The sequence below is a fragment of the Halomonas sp. WWR20 genome, assembly GCF_054602495.1.
This window is the reverse complement of record NZ_JBTRHR010000007.1, coordinates 129,846-147,867: the sequence shown is the minus strand read 5'-3', so window position 1 is coordinate 147,867 and position 18,022 is coordinate 129,846. Positions and strand designations below refer to the sequence as shown.

Below are 18,022 nucleotides of genomic sequence, written 5' to 3'. Positions count from 1 at the left end.
TGTGACGGTTTCGTGATGGCAACGAAGCGGCTTGGATAAATTAATTCGTTAATAAAGCTGTCATTTATCGCCCCTAATGTTTGCCTCGGCTAGCTGATCCGTTATTCGACCGTTACTTCAACCGGCACATACCGAGGGAACCATGAGCAAGGAAATAGAAGATCATCGCATCCTGAACGGCAGTGGCAACGAGCCCTTTTCTTCCGTTCTCGACAAGTATGTCTCGCGTCGTCACATCATGCAGGGCGGCTTGGGTCTCGCGGCGCTGACCGTCCTGGGCGGCTTCGGGCTGAGCGGTTGCAGTGACAACGATAAGGATGGCGGATCCGGAAACGTCGGCGATACACCGGAGAAGACCCCGCTGGCGCTGGCCTTCGAAGCCGTGCGCGGCTCGCGTACCGATGCCATCGTGGTGCCGGAAGGTTACACGGCGCAGGTGCTGGTCCCCTGGGGCACGCCGCTCAACAACATGGCCGCCGACTGGAACGAGAACCTGGCCGTCACTCCCGAGTTCCAGGCCAACAGCGTCGGCATGCACCATGACGGCATGTACCACTTTCCGTTGGACGAGGCGAATGCCTCGACGGACTTCCTGCTGGTCCTGAACAACGAATACATCGACCAGAAAGCGCTATGGGCGCCGCAGGGCGGCCCGACCAACGCCAGTCAGGGCAGTCGTCCTGCCGACGAGGTGCGCACCGAGATCAATGCCCATGGTGTCACCGTGGTGCGCGTGCAGAAACAGGCCGACGGTACCTGGACGCATGTCCCCAATTCGCCCTACAACCGCCGCTACACCAGCGCCACCGAGATGGAGCTGGCAGGTCCCGTTCGCGCCAGTGAGTATGTGGTGACCGCCTATTCGCCTGACGGTACCCTGACGCGCGGCACCAACAACAACTGCGCCAGCGGCTACACGCCCTGGGGCACCTATCTGACCTGTGAGGAGAACTGGCCGGGGTACTTCGTCAAGGATGCCGGGCGTACCATCGATGACAACCGCCTGGGCATCGAGGAAGGACGGGGACGCTACGGCTGGGAAACGGCGGCGGGCGATGCCAGCGAAGTCAATGGCGAATTCGCGCGCTTCAACAACACCCCGACAGGCGCCAGCGCCAGCGACGATTACCGCAACGAGCCCCGCACCTTCGGCTACATCGTCGAGATCGATCCCTATACCAACACCCGTGCCGTCAAGCGTACCGCTCTGGGGCGTTTTCGTCACGAGGGCTGCTGGCCAGGCAAGCTGGTCGAGGGCGAGCCGGTGGTGTTCTATTCCGGTCACGACTCACGCAACGAATATATCTACAAGTTCGTTTCCGCCGCGACCTGGGATCCGAGTGATGCCAACCGTGCCGGCGGCAACTACGACCGTCTGGCCATCGGTGCCAAGTACATGGACGAGGGCACGCTGTACGTGGCCAAGTTCAATGCCGACGGCAGCGGTGAGTGGCTGCCGCTGACCCCCGACGCCCAGACGCCCGATGGCCGGACCCTGACCCAGGCGCTGAGTCTGGCGGCAGGCGATCAGGCCGGGGTGATCATTCACACCTGCGATGCTGCCGATCTGATGGGCGCGACGCCCATGGACCGTCCCGAGTGGGGGACCGTGGATCCCGTCTCCGGTGACGTCTACATGACGCTGACCAACAACTCCGACCGTACCGCCGAGGGCACGCAGCCGTCCTTCACCGAGGACGGCAGCAGCATCGAGGCGCTGGGCGTGGGCTACTCAACCGCGCCGGTCAATGGCCCCAACCCGCGTCCCGACAACGAGGGGGGCCAGGTCATCCGCTGGCGCGAGGGCAGTGCCAGCGCCACGTCGTTCGAATGGGAGGTGTTCGTCTTCGGTGCCGCCGCATCCGCCACCGACAATCTGTCCGGCCTGACCGAGCTCAATCAGTTCGCCAGTCCCGACGGTCTGTGGTACGACGACCGAGGCGATGGCCAGGGCATTCTGTGGATCGAGACCGACAACAGCGGCAATGCGGTGGCCGACTACACCAATGATCAGCTCCTGGCCGTGGTTCCCAGCTCGGTGAGCTTGAGCGAGGGTGACGCAGCGGTTATCGACCCCAGCGATCAGGCGCAGCTCAAGCGCTTCGCGGTGGGGCCGAACGGCTGCGAGGTCACCGGGATCTTCGCCACGCCGGACAAGACTGCGCTGTTCATCAATATTCAGCATCCCGGCAATTGGCCGGCCAACCCGGACGCTTCCGTGCAGGATGCCACCGTCGAAACCAGCGGCGACGTGCGTCCGCGTGCCTCCACGGTAGTCATTCAGAAGGCCGATGGCGGTCAGATTGGCGTGTAACCCGACGGGCGCCGCTAGCGCGATGTCCTGAAGCCCAAGAAGCCCCTGCCCAATGAACTGCACCCCAAAGGTTGGACAGCCTCCAGCCTTCGGGGTGTTTCTATGAGGAAGCCATACGATGAGAGGTTCAAGCGGCTGGTGGTGCAGTAGTATTTGCCGAGAGCAACAGCCCAGGGGAGGTGGCTCGCCAGCATTGCCTAGAATATCTCCTCCTACGGCGTGTCACGCAAGACAACTGCCTGGGCCATGCCGCGATGGAGAGCTTCTTTGGCATCCTGAAAGCCAAGCATTCCCATCTGGACAGGTTCGATACCATTGAACTGCAGCAAGGCCCCGACCATTACATCCATAACTACAACCATGAGTGCCTCAGGGGGAAACTAAAAAGCCTGAGTCCCGGACAGTACAGGACTCAGGCCTTGAGCGCGGGCTGAATGAACCGTCCACTCATTGGAGTCAGTTCAAATAAGCGGGTTTTTTTATGCCCGGCGATTAGCCCGCAGGCCCGATCAAGTGCTTGACCTCCTGATAGCTGGCCAGCCCCCAGGGCCCCAGCTCGCGGCCGATGCCGCTGCGCTTGTAGCCGCCCCAGGCGGCCTGCGGCGGTACCAGTTGCTCGCTGTTGAACCATACATTGCCGGCCTGTAGCTGCCGCCCGATGCGCCGGGCGCGTTCGGCGTCGCCGCTGACCACCGTGGCGGCGAGGCCGAATTCGCTGTCGTTGGCCAGTTCGATGGCCTCGGCCTCGTCGGCGACGCTGCGCGCGCAGAGCACCGGGCCGAAGATCTCCTCGCGCCACAGCCGACTCTCGGTGGGTACATCGCGATACAGCGTCGGGGCGATGAAATAGCCCTGTTCGGGCAGGGCACGATGGTTGGCGTCGCGCACCGCGCTCAGGCCCTCCTCGGCGGCGATCGCCAGGTAATTGCGCACCGCATCGCGCTGGCGGGCGCTGGCCATGGGGCCCTGAGTCGTCGCGGCGTCCAGCGGGTCGCCGAGTACCAGTGCGTCGATGCGTTCGGCCAGCGCCTGATAGAGCGGCTCGGCGATCGACTTGTGGACCAGTAGCCGCGAGGTCGCCGAGCAGATCTGGCCGGCGTTGAAGTACAACCCGGCCATCACGTAGTCGGCGGCCTCGCCGACATCGGCGTCGTCCATCACCAGGATCGGCGACTTGCCGCCGAGCTCCAGCGAGATGCCGCGGCTGCCCTCGGCAACGGCGCGCATCACCGCCTCGCCGACCCGGTTGCTGCCGGTGAAGGAGAGCTTGTCGATACCGCGATGGGCGCTGAGCGGCGCGCCGACGCCCTCGCCGTCGCCATGCACCAGGTTGAATATGCCGGCGGGCAGGCCGATCTCCTCGGCGATCTCGGCCAGCGCCTGTTCGGGCAGCGGGGTGATCTCCGAGGGTTTGAAGACTACCGTGCAGCCGGCGGCCAGCGCCGGGGCGAGCTTCCAGGCGCTGGTCACCAGCGGGAAGTTCCACGGCGTGATCAGCCCGACCACGCCCACCGGGTCGAAGTAACAGGTGGCCTCGACACCGTCCATTTCCAGCGCCACCGGCTGGCCCTGGCGGGCATCGAGCGCGCGTGCCTGGCCGGCGTAATAGCGGTAGCAGTCGATGGCGTCGTCGAGATCGATGCCCGCTTCGGTCAGCGCCTTGCCGTTGTTGGTCGACGACAGCCGCACGAGTTCCTCGCGGCGCCGGGTCAGGGCCTCGGCGAAGCCGTCCAGGTAACCGGCGCGCTCGGTACCCGACAGCGCCCGCCAGGCGGGCAGCGCCCGACGCGCCGCGGCGACGGCGGCGTCGACGTCGGCGCTGTCGCCGGCGGTCACCTCGGCAATGGTCTGTTCGTTGTACGGGTCGACCACCGCCAGACGGCGGCTGCCGTGCGAGGCCACCCAACGGTTGTCGATGAACTGCTTGTCGAGTTGTTGCATGCAAGTCCTCACAGGTCGTGGTTGCGCAGCCAGGTATCGATCAGCGCATGCAGGTGGGGCCCCGAGAAGCTCGGGAAGTGCCCGCCGTGCACGGTACGTACGGGAAGTTGGCGTAGCCGCCGCAGGCTGGCGGCGTAGTCGTCGAGATCGCTGTGCCAGAGATCCTCGATCAGCGGTCCATCGTAGATGATGTCGCCGGCGATCAGCGTGGCGCTGGCCGCTTCCCAGAGCGCGATGCCACCGGGCGAATGCCCGGGCGTATGGATGACCTCGAAACGCCGGTCGCCGAGATCGAAGCAATCGCCGTCCTCGAGCGCAGCGATGCGCTGCGGTGGGGCGATGCGATAGCTGTGGTATTCGAACGGCGCGGGCGGCAGGGCGTCGAACATCGCCTCGCCAAGAAAGGCATCGGCCAGGGTGCGTGTATTGTCGGGGCTGGCCAGGATGTCAGCCTCGGCGGCATGCACGTGGCAGCACTCAAACTCATGCGCGGCGCCGATATGGTCGAAGTGGGTGTGGCTGGCGACGGCCACCAGGTCGCGCTCGGCGACGAGCGGCACGTGGCGGCGCAGGGGCACCGCGCCGAGGCCGAAATCCACCATCAGGTCGCGATCCCGGCCGCGCACGTGCCAGATGTTGCAGCGGTAGAAGGGCTTGATCGCCGGTTCGTCGATCAACGTGATGACGTCGGCATGCGGCGTGGTGCGATACCACTGCTCGGCATTCATGCGTACAAGACTCATGTCGTGGCGTGTCCCATGCGGCTCAGTCCCAGGCTGGCGACATAGTAGATCGCTCCGGTGAGCACGAACACCGGCAGCGAGGCGCCGAAGTCCAGCGGCGCGACCCAGTTCCAGTAGTAGGCTAGCGCGGCACCGGCCAGGTAGCAGGCGAAGGCCACCGGATTGATGGCGGGCAACGCCCCGGCATCGCCGAGTAGCCGAGTGGCGCTGTAGCGCCCGCGGCCCAGCAGGTAGTAGTCGACAATCATCAGCGAGAATGCCGGGATGAACACGCTGCCGATGATCAGCAGGAAGGTCTGGAACTGGTCGAGGATGCCGGGAATCAATGAACCCAGTACGCTGATGACGCCGATCACCAGCGCTGGCTTCCAGAAGGACGTGTGCGGCCGCACGCTCATGTAGGAGAGCGTGGCGCTGTAGACGCACATCACGTTGGTGGTCAGTACCGAGAAGAAGATCACCAGCGCCGCCGGCAGGCCGAAACCGAAGCCGCTGAGCAGCTGGGTGGGGTCGTAGGTCTGCGGGAAGCCGATCGCCACCGATAGCGCCGAGACGCTGGCGCCCAGGCCCATGGCGACCAGCGTGGCGACTACATAGCCGCTCCAGGTGCCGGTGACCGCGGCGCGCAGGCTCTTGCAATGGCGATTATAGTCGGCAGCCAGTGGAATCCACGAAAAGGCGGTAGCAATGATGATGTCGAAGGCCACGCCGGCCCCCAGCCCTCCGCGCGCTTCCATTTCGACGATACTCGGCAGGTCGTAATTGGATGTCAGCGCGAACACCACCACGCCCGAAAGGAGCAACATCAGTACCGCCGCCAACTTCTCGGCGGTCTCGATGCCCAGATGACCGCGCAGCGCGATCAGCACCACCAAGCCTTCGCAGAGCACCGTGAACATCGCCACGTTGGAATAGCCGGTGAGGCTGTCTACCGCGTAGTCGAGGCTCATGCCGGCCAGCAGCGCCTGGATCCAGCTCCAGGCGATCAGCGCCAGCAGGTTGACGATGGCCGGGAAGCCGGCGCCGACGCGACCGAAGGTGCCCCGCGCCAGCACCATGGTGGTCAGCCCGGTCTGCTGACCCATGGCGCCGATCAACACCAGCGGAATGATACCGATCGCCGATCCCAGCAGCACCAGAGTCATGGCATGCAGGAAATCCAGGCTCGGCACCAGCAGCATGCCGGTAAGGATGGTGGTGACCACCACGTTGGCACCCAGCCATAGCGCGAAGGTGCCGGGAAAGCCCAGGCTGCGCTCGCCGCTGACTGCGTCGAGCGTATCCTGGCCGAAGGTCGTCGTCTTAGAATGTCCCATTGTTGTTATGCCCTTGATGATTTCGTGATTATTGTCTTGCTTGTGAAAGAAAGACTCAGTGACCCAGCGCTGCCTGCCAGGCGAAGGCATCGATCTCAACCAAATAGGGTCCGTCGCTCGGCCGGTTGGCCAGCGCCGCGGCCAGTGCGTCGGGGCTGTCGACGCGGGTCGCCGCGCAACCGAAACCGCCGGCCAACTGCTGGAAGTCGGGCGCCTGCAGATCCACCCCCAGGCGGGCGACGTCGTGGGCATCCATGTAGCGGCGGATCTCCTCGTAGCCGGCGTTGTGCCACAGCAGCACGACTACCGGCAGGCGCTCCTCCACCGCGGTGGCCAGCTCGGAGAGCGTGAACATCACGCCGCCGTCGCCGACCAGCGCGACCACCGGCAGTTCGGGTTTGGCCAGCGCCGCGCCGAGCGCTGCCGGCAGGCCGTAGCCGAGCGTGCCGTAGCCGGTCGAGGCGTTGAAGAAGCGCCGCGGCGCGGGCTGCGAGACCAAATGATTGGCGGCGTAGACCGGCGCGGTGGAATCGCCGACCAGCAGCGCCTCGGGCAGGGCCTCACGCAGCGTGGCGAACAGCGGCACGAAGCTCGCGAAGGCCGGATCGCTTTCCAGCGCCAGTGCCTCGTGGGCCTGCTGTACGCGTCGGGCGCCGTTGCGCTGTGCGCCGTTGCGCGCCAGCGGTGTAGGGAAGTGCGCGAGCAGCAATTCCAGCGCCCGGCCGGCATCGCCGACCAAACCCAGCGCGGTGGCCTGGTTGCGCACCAGCTGCTCGGCGTCGATGTCGATGCGGATCAGCCGCCCGGTCAGTTCGAAGCCGTCGTCGAAGACCACGTCATAATCGGTCTCGCCGAGCTCGGTGCCCACGGCGAGGATCACGTCCGCCTCGCGGGCGAGCTCGCGCACCGCCGGCAGCGCGGTGTTGGCGCCCAGGTCCAGGGGGTGATCGCGGCCCAACAGACCCTTGGCGTTGATGGTGGTGGTGCACGGCGCATCGAGGCGCTCGACGAGTTGCCGGGCGGCCTCGGCGGCGTCGACGCAGCCGCCGCCGAGCAGCACCAGCGGGCGCTCGGCGGTACGCAGCCAGCCGGCGGCCTCGGCCAGTCCGGCGGGATCGGGCGCGGGGCGATACAGCCGTGCGCCGGGCCACTGTGCGGGTGGCGCGACCGACGCGGCGAACAGGTCGATGGGGATCTCGATGTGTACCGGCCCGGGCCGCGCCGAGGAGAACACCGCGAAGGCGCGGGCCAGCACTTCGGGCAGCGCGTAAGGGTCGAGCAGGGTATGGCTGAAGCGCGCCACCCCGGCCAGCGTCTGCTGCTGGCTGGGCAGTTCGTGCAGCCGACCCTGGCCGCGACCCAGGGTGTCGCGGCGGTTGACGCTGGAGATCACCAGCATCGGCACCGAGTCGGCCAGCGCCTGGCCCATGGCGGTGGCGATGTTGGTCATCCCCGGGCCGGTGATGATCAGGCAGATGCCAGGCTTGCCGCTGGCGCGGGCGTAGCCGTCGGCCATGAACCCGGCGCCCTGTTCGTGGCGCGGGGTGACGTGGCGGATCGCCTGTCCTTCGAGGCCGCGATACAACTCGACGGTATGCACGCCGGGGATGCCGAACACGGTATCGACGGCGTAGCGTTCGCGCAGCAGGCGGATCAGCAGTTCGGCGCAGGTCATGAGCAGCCTCAAAAGACGAAGGTGTGTGCGATGAAGGCGATGATCGGCAGGGTGATCGCCGTGCGCAGCAGGAAGATCGCTACCAGCTCCCAGAGCTTGAGCGGGATCTTGGATTTCAGCAGCAGTGCGCCGATTTCCGACATGTAGATCAGCTGGGTCAGCGACAAGCAGGCGATCACGAAGCGCGTCAGCTCGCTGTCGATGTCCTTGGCCAGCACCGCCGGCAGAAACATGTCGGCGAAGCCCACCAGGGTCGCCGGAGCGGCGGCCTGGGCCTCGGGAATGCGCAGCCATTCGAGCACCGGCACCATCGGGTAGGAGAGCCAGGTGAACAGCGGCGTGAACTCGGCGAAGATCAGTGCCACGGTGCCGATCGCGATAACCAGCGGCAGCAGGCCGAGGAAGATGTCGGCGACGTTGAGCATCGCGCTGCGCGCCAGGGCGCGCGGGCCGGGGGCGGTCTCGGCACGTGCCACGGCCTGCCCGAGACTGAAGCGCAGCACGCCCACCCGGTGGGTGTTTTCTTCCTTGAGTCGGCAGCCCACCGGCTCGTAGTAAGTATCCGGCTTACGCGACAGCGGCGGCAGGCGCGGCACCACGATGGCGGCGATCAGCCCGGCGACCACCACGGTCAGGTAGAACTCCACGAACAGATGATTGATGCCGATGAAAGTGGTCACCAGCAGCGCGAAGGCGATCGACACGATCGAGAAGTTAGTGGCGATCACCGAGGCCTCGCGCCGGTTGTAGTAGCCCTGCTCGTACTGCTGGGTGGTGATCAGCACGCCCACCGTGCCGGAGCCCATCCACGAGGCGGTGGCGTCGATGGCGCTGCGTCCGGGCAGGCCGAAGATCAACCGGAACGGCTTGCGCACCAGGCTGCCGATGAACTCCATGAAGCCGAAGTCGACCAGGAACGGCAGCAGCAGGGCGGCGAAGAAGAAGAATGTCAGCAGCACCGGTGCCAGATCATTGAGCATCACGCCGCCGGTGAAATCGGCGATGACAAAGGTCGGACCGATCTGGAAGTAGGTCATCAGCGCGAACACGGCGCCCAGGATGCGCATGCCGAACCACAGCGGGGCGACGTCGAACAGCTCGTTGGCCGCGCCGTCGCGGGCCCAGCCCGGCCGGGTCAGCTTGACCAGCGCGGTCAGGATCACCGACAGACACAGCACGACCACGGCGATCGCCGGCAGCGCGCCGCCGAGCAGCGCCTTGAGGCCATCGGCGAGCAGGCCCATGCCGATGTTGATGCTGTCGCCGGTGGAGAACGGGATCAGGAACATGGCGATCCCGATCAGCGAGGGGATCAGGAACTTGATCAGGGCGCGACGACTGAGTCGTTCGCCATTACTGTCGTGGTTATCGTCACGGCCGGCGGCCTTGTTCAGAGTCGAGGACATGAGGTTTACCCATTATTGTTGTCAATCACGCCGGTCGGCCACGACCGGCGTCGATGAAGCAATTTAGCGGCGCGTGACGCCCGGCAGGATGCACAGCATTTCGTAAAGCAGGGTGGCGCCCATCAGTGCGGTGTTGCCGCTGGTGTCGTAGGGCGGCGAGACCTCGACCAGGTCGCCACCGACCACGTTCAGGCCCCAGGCGCCGCGGACGATCTCGAGCCCCTGCTGAGCGGTAAGCCCGCCCATCTCGACGGTGCCCGTGCCCGGCGCCACCGAAGGGTCAAGGCCATCGATGTCGAACGAGATGTATACCGGACCGTCACCCATCTGCTCGCGCACCTCGGCCATCAGCGGTGCCAGCGACTGGTACCAGCACTGCTCGGCGGGCACCACGCGAAAGCCCTGGTCGCGGCACCAATCGAAATCGTCGGCGGCGTAGCCGGTACCGCGCAGGCCGATCTGCACCACCCGCTGGCTGTCGAGCAGGCCCTCCTCCTGGGCGCGGCGGAACGGGCAGCCATGAGCGACTTCCTCGCCGAACATGTGCTCATTGACGTCGGCATGGGCGTCGATATGAATCAGCCCCACCGGGCCGTGCTTGTTGGCCATGGCGCGCAGGATCGGCCAAGTCAGGGTATGATCGCCGCCCAGCGTCAGCGGCACGCAACCCTGGGCGAGTACCTCGTCGTAGTAGCCGCTGATGATGTCGAGGTTCTTGGGCAGGTTGAAGGTGTTGATCGGCACGTCGCCGATGTCGGCCACCTGCAGGCTGTCGAACGGCGCGGCGCGGGTAGCCATGTTGTAGGGGCGTAGCATGCGTGATTCGTCGCGGATCTGGCGCGGGCCGAGCCGGGTGCCCGGGCGGTTGGAGGTACCGATGTCCATGGGAATGCCGATGAAGGCGGCGTCCAGGCCGGCGGCGGTGGTCTGGGTCGGTAGGCGCATCATGGTGGCGGGGCCGCCGAAGCGCGGCATTTCGTTTCCACCCAATGGCTGGTTGAGGTTCGGCTTGTCCATGCTGTCTCCTGAGAACGGGCGTTGTTATTGCTCACTCAATAGACAGTGCAGGAACCGTGCCAGTCAGCCGTCGGCACGGTTGACAGGCTGAGTCCTCGCTCTGATTCATTAATGAATCGATCATGGTTGGTGTTGATTCGTTTATGTATCATCGATGCAAAATTGAATCGCAGAGATATGGCAACCGCATGAGCGAAATCGATAGCGCGGTACTCAAGACCATCATCGAGACCGCCCACGATCACTTCTTCATCGTCGACGCCGATGGCCGGATTTGCGATGTCAGCCCCGGCAGTGCGGCGGTTTATGGCATGGGCCGCGAAGCGCTATGTGCGAGCACCGTCCAGCAGTTGGTCGAGCGCGGCGTGCTGTCACCCTCGGTGACCCAGGAAGTGATGCGTACGCGCCAGCCGGCGCAGGTGATGCAGCATACCGGCACCGGCCGGCGCGTGATCGCCGAGGCGCATCCGGTGTTTCTCGACGGCGTGCTGGTGCGCATCGTCTCGCGCTCGATGGATCTGACCGATCTGCAATTGCTGCAGGACGAATATGCACTGCTGCAGCGGCGCTTCAGCGAACATTTGAAGCGCGGCGGGATGTCGCCGCTGGACGAGGATCTCGAACTCGACAGCCTGGAAGTGCGCAGCGGGGTGATGCGCGAGGCGGCGCTGCTGATCAAGCGGGTCGCGCCCAGCGACGCTACGGTGCTGATGCTCGGCGAGTCGGGCGTCGGCAAGACCGCCTTCGCCCGCCAGTTGCATCGCTGGAGCGCGCGCCGCGAGGGGCCGTTCATTGACGTCAATTGTGCGGCGATCCCCGAGGCGCTGTTCGAATCCGAGATGTTCGGCTACCAGCCCGGGGCCTTCAGCGGTGCGGGTCGCCAGGGCAAGGCCGGTGTCCTGGAGCGCGCCGATGGCGGCACGCTATTTCTCGACGAGATCGGCGAACTGCCGCTGGCGATGCAGAGCAAGCTGCTCAAGGTGATTCAGGATGGCGAGGTTACCCGGCTCGGCGACACCCGCTCGCGGCGGGTCGACTTCCGCTTGGTAGTGGCCTCCAACCAGGATCTCGCGGCGCGTGTCGAGAGCGGCCATTTTCGTCTCGATCTCTACTATCGACTCAACGTTATTCCGTTGACCCTGCCGCCATTGCGCGAGCGCCGCGAGGACATTCCCGGGCTGGTGGATCTGCAGCTCGAACGGCTCAATCAGCGTTATGGCCAGCCCAAGGTGCTGCATCCCAGCGTATGGCCCGAGCTGATGAGCCGCGACTGGCCGGGCAATGTGCGCGAGCTGGAAAACTGGATGGAGCGCACCTGGCTGGCCAGCCCCGGTGAAGTGATCGGCGCGCCCGGCGCATCCAGCGGCGGAACGTCGCTCGAGCCGGCGGGCACCCCGTCCGCTAATGCCACGGCGGGGCTCGACGAGAGCCAGACGCTACGGGAAGCACTCGACGCGACCGAACGCGGAATTCTCGCCGGGCTGTGCCGCGAGTTGTCGAGTACTTACGCGTTGGCCGCGCGGCTAGGTATCAGCCAGCCCAGCGTGGTACGCAAACTGCGCAAGCACGGTCTGCGTATCACGGCCGATGCAAGAGACAGTGAGCCTCGAGTCGGGAGTGTGCCGTTACATTCGTCTCGATGTTGAGTATTCAGGTGAAGCATGCTGCATGCATACGCTCGGAGCGAGCGCGGTCGCTTTCGCGTTGCCATGAGCGGCACTGATCGCGCTGGGCGTCGATCAAGTAGAGCACCGCCCACTGGCGAGATTATTGATCATGCTCGTCAGGGGCGGCAAACTAAACGGCGATGTTGTTCCCGCTAAGGCAATTCCTCTTCCGGATCCTCCTTCTTGGCCGGAATCAGGTCCTGACGGTCGAGCTTGATCACCAGCAGTAGTGCCGCTGCCACGTAGACCGACGAGAACGTCCCCGCAATCACGCCGAGAATCAGGGCGATGGAGAAGTTGTGGATCATGTCGCCACCGAGGAAGAACAGCGCCAGCAGCACCAGCAGGGTGGTGCCCGAAGTGGCTAGCGTACGTGCCAGGGTCTGGTTGATGGCGTCGTTGAAGATCTGAGCCATGTCATCGATACGCGATTTGCGAATGTTCTCGCGGATGCGGTCGTAGACGATGATGGTATCGTTGAGTGAATAGCCGATCACCGCCAGGATCGCCGCCAGCACGGTCAGGTCGAAGTCGAGCCGGAACAGCGAGAAGGCGCCCAACACGAGAACCACGTCGTGGCCCAGCGCGATCAGCGCGCCCAGCGCGAACTTGTACTGGAAGCGAAAGGCCACGTAAACCATCACTACCGCCAGCGCCAGCAACATGCCGAGACCGCTCTGGTCACGCAATTGATCGCCGACCTGGGCACCGACGAACTCGGCGCGAATCAGCTCCACCGGGTTGGCGTCCGTGCGCAGCGTGTCGATGACCTGCTCGCCCACGGTGGTGTCGAACTCCTGCTGCAGTCGTACCAGCACTTCGTTGGCGGCACCGAAGGTCTGCACCGAGACGTTCTCGAAACCGGCGTCCTGCAGCTGACCGCGTACCGTGTCGAGTGCAGGTGCGCTTTGGTAACGCACCTCGACCAGCGTGCCGCCGGTGAAATCGAGGCCCAGGTTGAGTTTCTGCACTGCCAGCGAGCCCACCGCGATCACCGTCAGGATGATTGACACGATGAAGGCGAGACGGCGCTTGCCCATGAAATCGAATTGTCGCATCGCGCTGACTCCTCAGATCCAGAGTTTCTTCACCGGCTTGCCGCCGAAGAAGAGGTTGACGATAGCGCGCGACACCATGATGCCAGTGAACATCGACGTCAGGATGCCCAGCGACAGAGTCACGGCAAAGCCCTTGACCGGCCCGGTGCCGATCGAGAACAGGATCACGGCGACCAGCAGGGTGGTAATATTGGCGTCGACGATCGAAGTGAAGGCTCGCTCATAGCCGGCATGGATCGCCTGCTGCACGGGCATCTTGGCGCGCAGTTCCTCACGGATGCGCTCGAAGATCAGCACGTTGGCGTCCACCGCCATGCCCAGCGTGAGTACGATTCCGGCAATGCCCGGCAATGTCAGTGTGGCGCCGAGCATCGACATGGCCGCAATCAGCAGGATCAGGTTGACCCCCAGAGCGACGTTGGCGATCAGGCCGAACGTCTTGTAGCGGATCAACATGAACAGCACCACCAACAACAGGCCGACCTCGACCGACATGACGCCTTGCTTGATGTTCTTGGCACCCAGGCTGGGGCCGATGGTGCGCTCCTGCACGAAGTAGATGGGAGCCGCCAGAGAACCGGACCGCAGCAGCAGGGCGAGCTCGCGCGCTTCGGTGGGCGAGTCGAGCCCGGTGATGCGGAAGCTGTTGCCCAGGGCGCTCTGAATGGTGGCCAGGCTAATCAGGCCGCGCTCGGTGTAGGGAATGCGCTGTTCGACGCGCTCGCCGTCCTCCATCACCGTGCGGGTGCGGGTCTTGTGCTCGATGAACAGCACCGCCATGTTGCGACCGATGTTCGAGCGCGTGGCGCGGTTCATCAGGGTGCCGCCGGTGCCGTCGAGGTTGATGTTGACCTGAGGGCGGCCGCTCTCGTCGAAGCTGACGCTGGCACTGGAGACGCTGTCGCCGGTGATGATCACGTCGCGCATCAGTTCGGCGCTGCGTGCTTCGTTATTGCGGAAGCTGAAGCTCTCGGTTTCGCTGGCCGGTGTGTCGGGTCGGGCCTCGAGACGGAACTCCAGGTTGGCGGTGGCGCCAACGATGCGCTTGGCCTCTGCGGTATCCTGTACCCCCGGCAGCTCGACGACGATGCGGCTGGGCCCCTGGCGCTGAACCAGCGGCTCGGAGACGCCGAGCTCATTGACGCGGTTACGGATCGTGGTCAGGTTCTGGTTGATCGCGTAATCCTGAATCTCGGCGATGGCCTGTTCCGAGAGGGTCATGCCCAGGCCGGCCCCGCGAGCGGTGTCGAGATTGTCGAACTGGAAATCGGGAAAGTTCTGTGCGATCAGGCTACGGGCCTGATTGCGGTCTTCCTCGTTGACGAAGGCCATGGTCAGGGTGTTGCCATCGACCTGAGTGTCGCGATAGCGGATGCGTTCGTCACGCAGGGTCTCGCGAATGGCGCTGGCATTGACTTCGAGGCGTTGCTTGACGGCCGCCTGCATATCGACTTCGAGCAGGAAATGTACGCCGCCGCGCAGGTCGAGGCCCAGTTTCATGGGGGTCGCCGACAGGCTTTCGAGCCATGCGGGTGTCGAGTCGGCAAGATTCAACGCCACGGTATAGTCATCGCCGAGTGTCTCGTCGATGATGTCGCGTGCGGGGAGTTGCTGATCGGCATCTTGCAGGCGGATCAGCGCACTGCGAGCATCGAGTTCGGCCCGCTTGACGGCGATGCCAGCATTTTCCAGTGCCTGGGTGGCGCGTTCTAGCTGACGCTCGTCGAGTTCCGTGCCGCCACTGCCGCTGATCTGCACGGCCGGGTCTTCCGGGTAAAGGTTGGGCAGGGCATAGAGCAGGCCCACCACCAGTACGACGAGTATCAGCAGATACTTCCACAGGGGATAACGGTTGAGCATGGAAGCCCTGTCCTTGTTGCTGACGCAGAAAAGCGCCGCCGGCCAGGCGCGACAGGTTGATGTCCCCTGACTTCCCGGCCGACAGCGGTAAGAAGTCTCAGATGGACTTCAGGGTGCCCTTGGGAAGGACGGCCGCCACGGCGCTCTTCTGGACACTCACTTCGGTGCCTTCGGCGATCTCCATGCTGATGAAGTCTTCGCCGACCTTGGTGACGCGGCCCAGTAGACCACCGCCAATGACGATTTCATCGCCCTTGGAGAGTCCGTTGATCAACTTCTTGTGTTCCTTGGCACGCTTGGATTGCGGACGCCACAGCAGGAAATAGAAGATCAGCACGAAGCCGACCAGCATGACAATCTGGGCGATACCGCCACCCGCGGCAGGGGCTTCCTGCGCTTGTGCCGCGGAAATGAAGAATTCCAGCATAGGTGTCTCTCCGAAGGGTTGGGAAGGTGCAGGGCCGGGCGTCTTGGGCGCCCGGCCGGAAATTCAATCTGCCAACGCGGGGACTGCAAGTTCGCGCTGGGCGTAGAATTGGTCTACGAAGTGGGCCAATGTACCCGCTTCGATGGCGCCGCGCAAACCAGCCATGACACGCTGGTAATAGCGCAGATTGTGGATAGTGTTGAGCATGGCGCCGAGCATTTCGCCACACCGGTCGAGGTGGTGCAGATAGGCCCGCGAGAAATGCTGGCAAGTATGGCAGTCGCAGCCTTCTTCCAGCGGGCGGGTATCAAAGCGGTGCTTGGCGTTGCGAATCTTGACCGTGCCCTCGGCAGTGAATAGATGACCGTTGCGTGCGTTGCGGGTCGGCATCACGCAGTCGAACATGTCGATGCCACGGCGTACGCCCTCGACCAGATCTTCGGGTTTGCCCACGCCCATGAGATAGCGCGGTTTGTCTTCCGGCATCCAGGTTGGCAGATAGTCGAGAACCTTGATCATCTCTTCCTTGGGCTCGCCCACCGACAGGCCGCCAATCGCCAGGCCGTCGAAACCGATCGCCTCGAGCCCTTCCAGCGAGCGCTTGCGCAACTCGGGATACATGCCGCCCTGGATGATGCCGAACAGCGCCGACTTCGATTCGCCATGAGCGGCACGCGAACGTTTGGCCCAGCGCAGCGAGAGTTCCATCGAGCGACGCGCTTCGTCCTCGCTGGCCGGGTAGGGCGTGCACTCGTCGAAGATCATCACGATGTCCGACCCCAGCGAGCGCTGTACCGCCATCGACTCTTCGGGGCCCATGAATATCTTGGCGCCATCCACCGGCGAGCGAAAGTGCACGCCCTCCTCGGTGATCTTGCGCATCGCGCCCAGCGAGAAGACCTGGAATCCGCCGGAATCGGTGAGGATCGGCTTGTCCCATTGGGCGAAGTCGTGCAGGTCGCCGTGGGCCTCGATCACCTCGGTGCCCGGACGCAGCCACAAATGGAAGGTGTTGCCGAGGATGATCTCGGCCCCGATATCTTTCACGCTCTGCGGGGTCATGCCCTTGACGGTGCCATAGGTGCCCACCGGCATGAACGCCGGGGTTTCCACCGTGCCGCGCGGGAAGGTCAGCCGGCCGCGGCGGGCTCGCCCGTCGCTGGCCAAGCGTTCGAAACTCATGAAGCATTCGTTGCGCATTGGATTCTCGAAAGTGTTCCGCTCAAGATTGGGGCTTCAATCCGTGGCTCGGGTCAGCAGCATCGCATCGCCGTAGCTGAAGAAGGCGTAGCGTTGCTCGACGGCCTCGCGATAGGCCTGCATGACCGGCGCATAGCCGGCAAAGGCGCAAACCAGCATCAGCAACGTCGACTCGGGCAGATGGAAGTTGGTCACTAGCGCATCCACGCAGCGCCACTCGTACCCCGGATAGATGAAAATGTCGGTGTCGCCACGGTAGGGCGCGATCTCGCCCGACTGAGAGGCGGTTTCCAGGCAGCGCACGCTGGTGGTGCCGACCGCCACCACGCGATTGCCACGTGCCTTGGCGGCACGCACCTGTTCGCAGACGCTGTCGCTGACCTCGATCCACTCGCGATGCATCTGATGGTTTTGGATATCATCGACCCGCACCGGCTGGAAGGTGCCGGCGCCGACATGCAAGGTGACGAAGGCCGTTTCGATGCCTCGCTCGCGCATGGCCGCCATCAGCGGCTCGTCGAAGTGCAACCCGGCGGTGGGTGCGGCCACGGCGCCATCGTGCCGTGCGTAGACGGTCTGGTAACGTTCCCGGTCGGCGAGTTCGTCCTCACGCTCGATGTACGGCGGTAGTGGCATGTGGCCGTGACGCTCGAGCAGCTCGATCAGTGGCGTGTCGCCGAGAAAGCGCAGTTCGAACAGCGCGTCGCGACGGCCTTCCACTATCGCGCGTACCTCGCCTTCGAAGATCAGCTCGGTGCCGGGCTTGGGTGACTTGCTGGAACGCAGGTGAGCCAGGCCGCGGTGGGCATCGAGAGGACGCTCAAGGAGCATCTCGACTCGCCCACCGCTAGCCTTGCAGCCATGCAATCGGGCGGGAATCACCCGGGTATCGTTGAATACCACTAGATCACCTGGCGTCAGGCGCTCGAGCAGATCGGGGAAACGCCGGTGCTCGATCACGCCGCTGCCGCCGTCCAGGCATAGCAGCCGGCAATCGCTGCGCTGCTCGCTGGGATAGCGGGCGATCAGCTCGTCGGGAAGGTCAAAATGAAAATCTGCACGCTGCATGAGGGCTCGATCAGTACGGCTGGCTGAGGTGACAAGAGGCAAGGATGATTCCTGGCCCGCGAAAGCCGCCCATGATAGCCGAGGCAAGAAGTGAAGTCAGGGTTTAAGCTTTGCCAGAAAAACCGGCGAACGATGCTCAGCCAAGGCAAAATCATCGAGAAGCGGACGGGGCTCGCATTCGCGTTTACAAACAGAGCGTAATGATTGACGTACGGTGTCGGCTCCGTATAATGCATCCCGCTGCCCGGGTGGCGAAATTGGTAGACGCAGGGGATTCAAAATCCCCCGCTGGCGACAGCGTGTCGGTTCGAGTCCGACCCCGGGCACCAC

General features: G+C 64.3%; 15 protein-coding genes and 1 tRNA gene. 4 read left to right on the top strand and 12 right to left on the bottom strand.

Annotation, left to right across the window (positions count from 1 at the left end):
• Nucleotides 1-142: 142 nt before the first annotated feature.
• Nucleotides 143-2,314, top strand: coding sequence for a PhoX family protein (locus ACW4DH_RS14210; RefSeq protein ID WP_459637051.1), 2,172 nt, complete (start codon nt 143-145; stop codon nt 2,312-2,314).
• Between the two features lie 212 nt (nt 2,315-2,526).
• Here the strand turns inward: ACW4DH_RS14210 and ACW4DH_RS14205 are convergent, their stop codons facing one another.
• The gene (locus ACW4DH_RS14205; RefSeq protein WP_459637198.1) at nt 2,527-2,676 is read right to left on the bottom strand and encodes a hypothetical protein; all 150 of its coding nucleotides are present in this window, start codon (nt 2,674-2,676) and stop codon (nt 2,527-2,529) included.
• Here ACW4DH_RS14205 and ACW4DH_RS14200 point away from each other — a divergent pair.
• Complete coding sequence (locus ACW4DH_RS14200; protein ID WP_459637192.1) at nt 2,611-2,748, top strand: IS3 family transposase; 138 nt, start codon at nt 2,611-2,613, stop codon at nt 2,746-2,748. The two genes, ACW4DH_RS14205 and ACW4DH_RS14200, sit on opposite strands and share 66 nt — an antisense overlap.
• Before the next feature lie 58 nt (nt 2,749-2,806).
• Here the strand turns inward: ACW4DH_RS14200 and ACW4DH_RS14195 are convergent, their stop codons facing one another.
• The 6 genes from ACW4DH_RS14195 to speB form a co-directional block, all read right to left on the bottom strand.
• Nucleotides 2,807-4,255, bottom strand: coding sequence for an aldehyde dehydrogenase family protein (locus ACW4DH_RS14195; protein WP_459637191.1), 1,449 nt, complete (start codon nt 4,253-4,255; stop codon nt 2,807-2,809).
• 8 nt (nt 4,256-4,263) lie between these two features.
• The gene (locus ACW4DH_RS14190) at nt 4,264-4,998 is read right to left on the bottom strand and encodes an MBL fold metallo-hydrolase (RefSeq protein ID WP_459637050.1); all 735 of its coding nucleotides are present in this window, start codon (nt 4,996-4,998) and stop codon (nt 4,264-4,266) included.
• Nucleotides 4,995-6,314 (bottom strand): purine-cytosine permease family protein, encoded by a 1,320-nt coding sequence (locus ACW4DH_RS14185; protein WP_459637049.1) that lies wholly within the window; start codon nt 6,312-6,314, stop codon nt 4,995-4,997. The genes ACW4DH_RS14190 and ACW4DH_RS14185 overlap by 4 nt, the downstream gene beginning before the upstream one ends.
• 55 nt (nt 6,315-6,369) lie before the next feature.
• Nucleotides 6,370-7,989 (bottom strand): 5-guanidino-2-oxopentanoate decarboxylase, encoded by a 1,620-nt coding sequence (locus ACW4DH_RS14180; protein WP_459637048.1) that lies wholly within the window; start codon nt 7,987-7,989, stop codon nt 6,370-6,372.
• A gap of 8 nt (nt 7,990-7,997) precedes the next feature.
• Nucleotides 7,998-9,395: a YjiH family protein gene (locus tag ACW4DH_RS14175; RefSeq protein WP_459637047.1), complete on the bottom strand. Its 1,398-nt coding sequence runs from the start codon at nt 9,393-9,395 to the stop codon at nt 7,998-8,000.
• Nucleotides 9,396-9,458: 63 nt separating this feature from the next.
• Nucleotides 9,459-10,412 (bottom strand): agmatinase, encoded by a 954-nt coding sequence (speB, locus tag ACW4DH_RS14170; protein WP_459637046.1) that lies wholly within the window; start codon nt 10,410-10,412, stop codon nt 9,459-9,461.
• A 188-nt stretch (nt 10,413-10,600) separates the two neighbouring features.
• On the opposite strand from speB, the gene ACW4DH_RS14165 reads away from it, so the two are divergent.
• Entirely contained in the window at nt 10,601-12,058 is a 1,458-nt protein-coding gene (locus tag ACW4DH_RS14165; RefSeq protein WP_459637045.1) for a sigma-54 interaction domain-containing protein, read from the top strand.
• Nucleotides 12,059-12,231: 173 nt separating this feature from the next.
• On the opposite strand, the gene secF is transcribed toward ACW4DH_RS14165, so the two are convergent.
• From secF to queA, 5 genes are all read right to left on the bottom strand, one after another.
• Entirely contained in the window at nt 12,232-13,137 is a 906-nt protein-coding gene (gene secF / locus ACW4DH_RS14160; RefSeq protein WP_459637044.1) for a protein translocase subunit SecF, read from the bottom strand.
• Between the two features lie 12 nt (nt 13,138-13,149).
• Nucleotides 13,150-14,997 (bottom strand): protein translocase subunit SecD, encoded by a 1,848-nt coding sequence (gene secD, locus ACW4DH_RS14155; RefSeq protein ID WP_459637043.1) that lies wholly within the window; start codon nt 14,995-14,997, stop codon nt 13,150-13,152.
• Between the two features lie 97 nt (nt 14,998-15,094).
• Nucleotides 15,095-15,424 (bottom strand): preprotein translocase subunit YajC, encoded by a 330-nt coding sequence (gene yajC, locus ACW4DH_RS14150; protein ID WP_459637042.1) that lies wholly within the window; start codon nt 15,422-15,424, stop codon nt 15,095-15,097.
• Nucleotides 15,425-15,487: 63 nt separating this feature from the next.
• A complete protein-coding gene (gene tgt / locus ACW4DH_RS14145) occupies nt 15,488-16,606 on the bottom strand; it encodes a tRNA guanosine(34) transglycosylase Tgt (RefSeq protein WP_459637041.1) in 1,119 nt (372 codons plus the stop codon).
• Nucleotides 16,607-16,660: 54 nt separating this feature from the next.
• On the bottom strand, nt 16,661-17,692 hold the full coding sequence (gene queA / locus ACW4DH_RS14140; RefSeq protein WP_459637040.1) for a tRNA preQ1(34) S-adenosylmethionine ribosyltransferase-isomerase QueA: 1,032 nt from the start codon (nt 17,690-17,692) through the stop codon (nt 16,661-16,663).
• Between the two features lie 242 nt (nt 17,693-17,934).
• Between queA and ACW4DH_RS14135 the strand changes: the two genes are divergently transcribed.
• Nucleotides 17,935-18,021 (top strand) — tRNA-Leu (locus ACW4DH_RS14135).
• The last annotated feature ends 1 nt before the right edge of the window (nt 18,022 follow it).

Bases quoted from the DNA above. Each gene is read 5' to 3' on its own strand.
- ACW4DH_RS14210 (WP_459637051.1), top strand. From the start codon at position 143: ATGAGCAAGGAAATAGAAGATCATCGCATCCTGAACGGCAGTGGCAAC.
- ACW4DH_RS14205 (WP_459637198.1), bottom strand. From the start codon at position 2,676: ATGGTTGTAGTTATGGATGTAATGGTCGGGGCCTTGCTGCAGTTCAAT.
- ACW4DH_RS14195 (WP_459637191.1), bottom strand. From the start codon at position 4,255: ATGCAACAACTCGACAAGCAGTTCATCGACAACCGTTGGGTGGCCTCG.
- ACW4DH_RS14190 (WP_459637050.1), bottom strand. From the start codon at position 4,998: ATGAGTCTTGTACGCATGAATGCCGAGCAGTGGTATCGCACCACGCCG.
- ACW4DH_RS14185 (WP_459637049.1), bottom strand. From the start codon at position 6,314: ATGGGACATTCTAAGACGACGACCTTCGGCCAGGATACGCTCGACGCA.
- ACW4DH_RS14180 (WP_459637048.1), bottom strand. From the start codon at position 7,989: ATGACCTGCGCCGAACTGCTGATCCGCCTGCTGCGCGAACGCTACGCC.
- ACW4DH_RS14175 (WP_459637047.1), bottom strand. From the start codon at position 9,395: ATGTCCTCGACTCTGAACAAGGCCGCCGGCCGTGACGATAACCACGAC.
- speB (WP_459637046.1), bottom strand. From the start codon at position 10,412: ATGGACAAGCCGAACCTCAACCAGCCATTGGGTGGAAACGAAATGCCG.
- ACW4DH_RS14165 (WP_459637045.1), top strand. From the start codon at position 10,601: ATGAGCGAAATCGATAGCGCGGTACTCAAGACCATCATCGAGACCGCC.
- secF (WP_459637044.1), bottom strand. From the start codon at position 13,137: ATGCGACAATTCGATTTCATGGGCAAGCGCCGTCTCGCCTTCATCGTG.
- secD (WP_459637043.1), bottom strand. From the start codon at position 14,997: ATGCTCAACCGTTATCCCCTGTGGAAGTATCTGCTGATACTCGTCGTA.
- yajC (WP_459637042.1), bottom strand. From the start codon at position 15,424: ATGCTGGAATTCTTCATTTCCGCGGCACAAGCGCAGGAAGCCCCTGCC.
- tgt (WP_459637041.1), bottom strand. From the start codon at position 16,606: ATGAGTTTCGAACGCTTGGCCAGCGACGGGCGAGCCCGCCGCGGCCGG.
- queA (WP_459637040.1), bottom strand. From the start codon at position 17,692: ATGCAGCGTGCAGATTTTCATTTTGACCTTCCCGACGAGCTGATCGCC.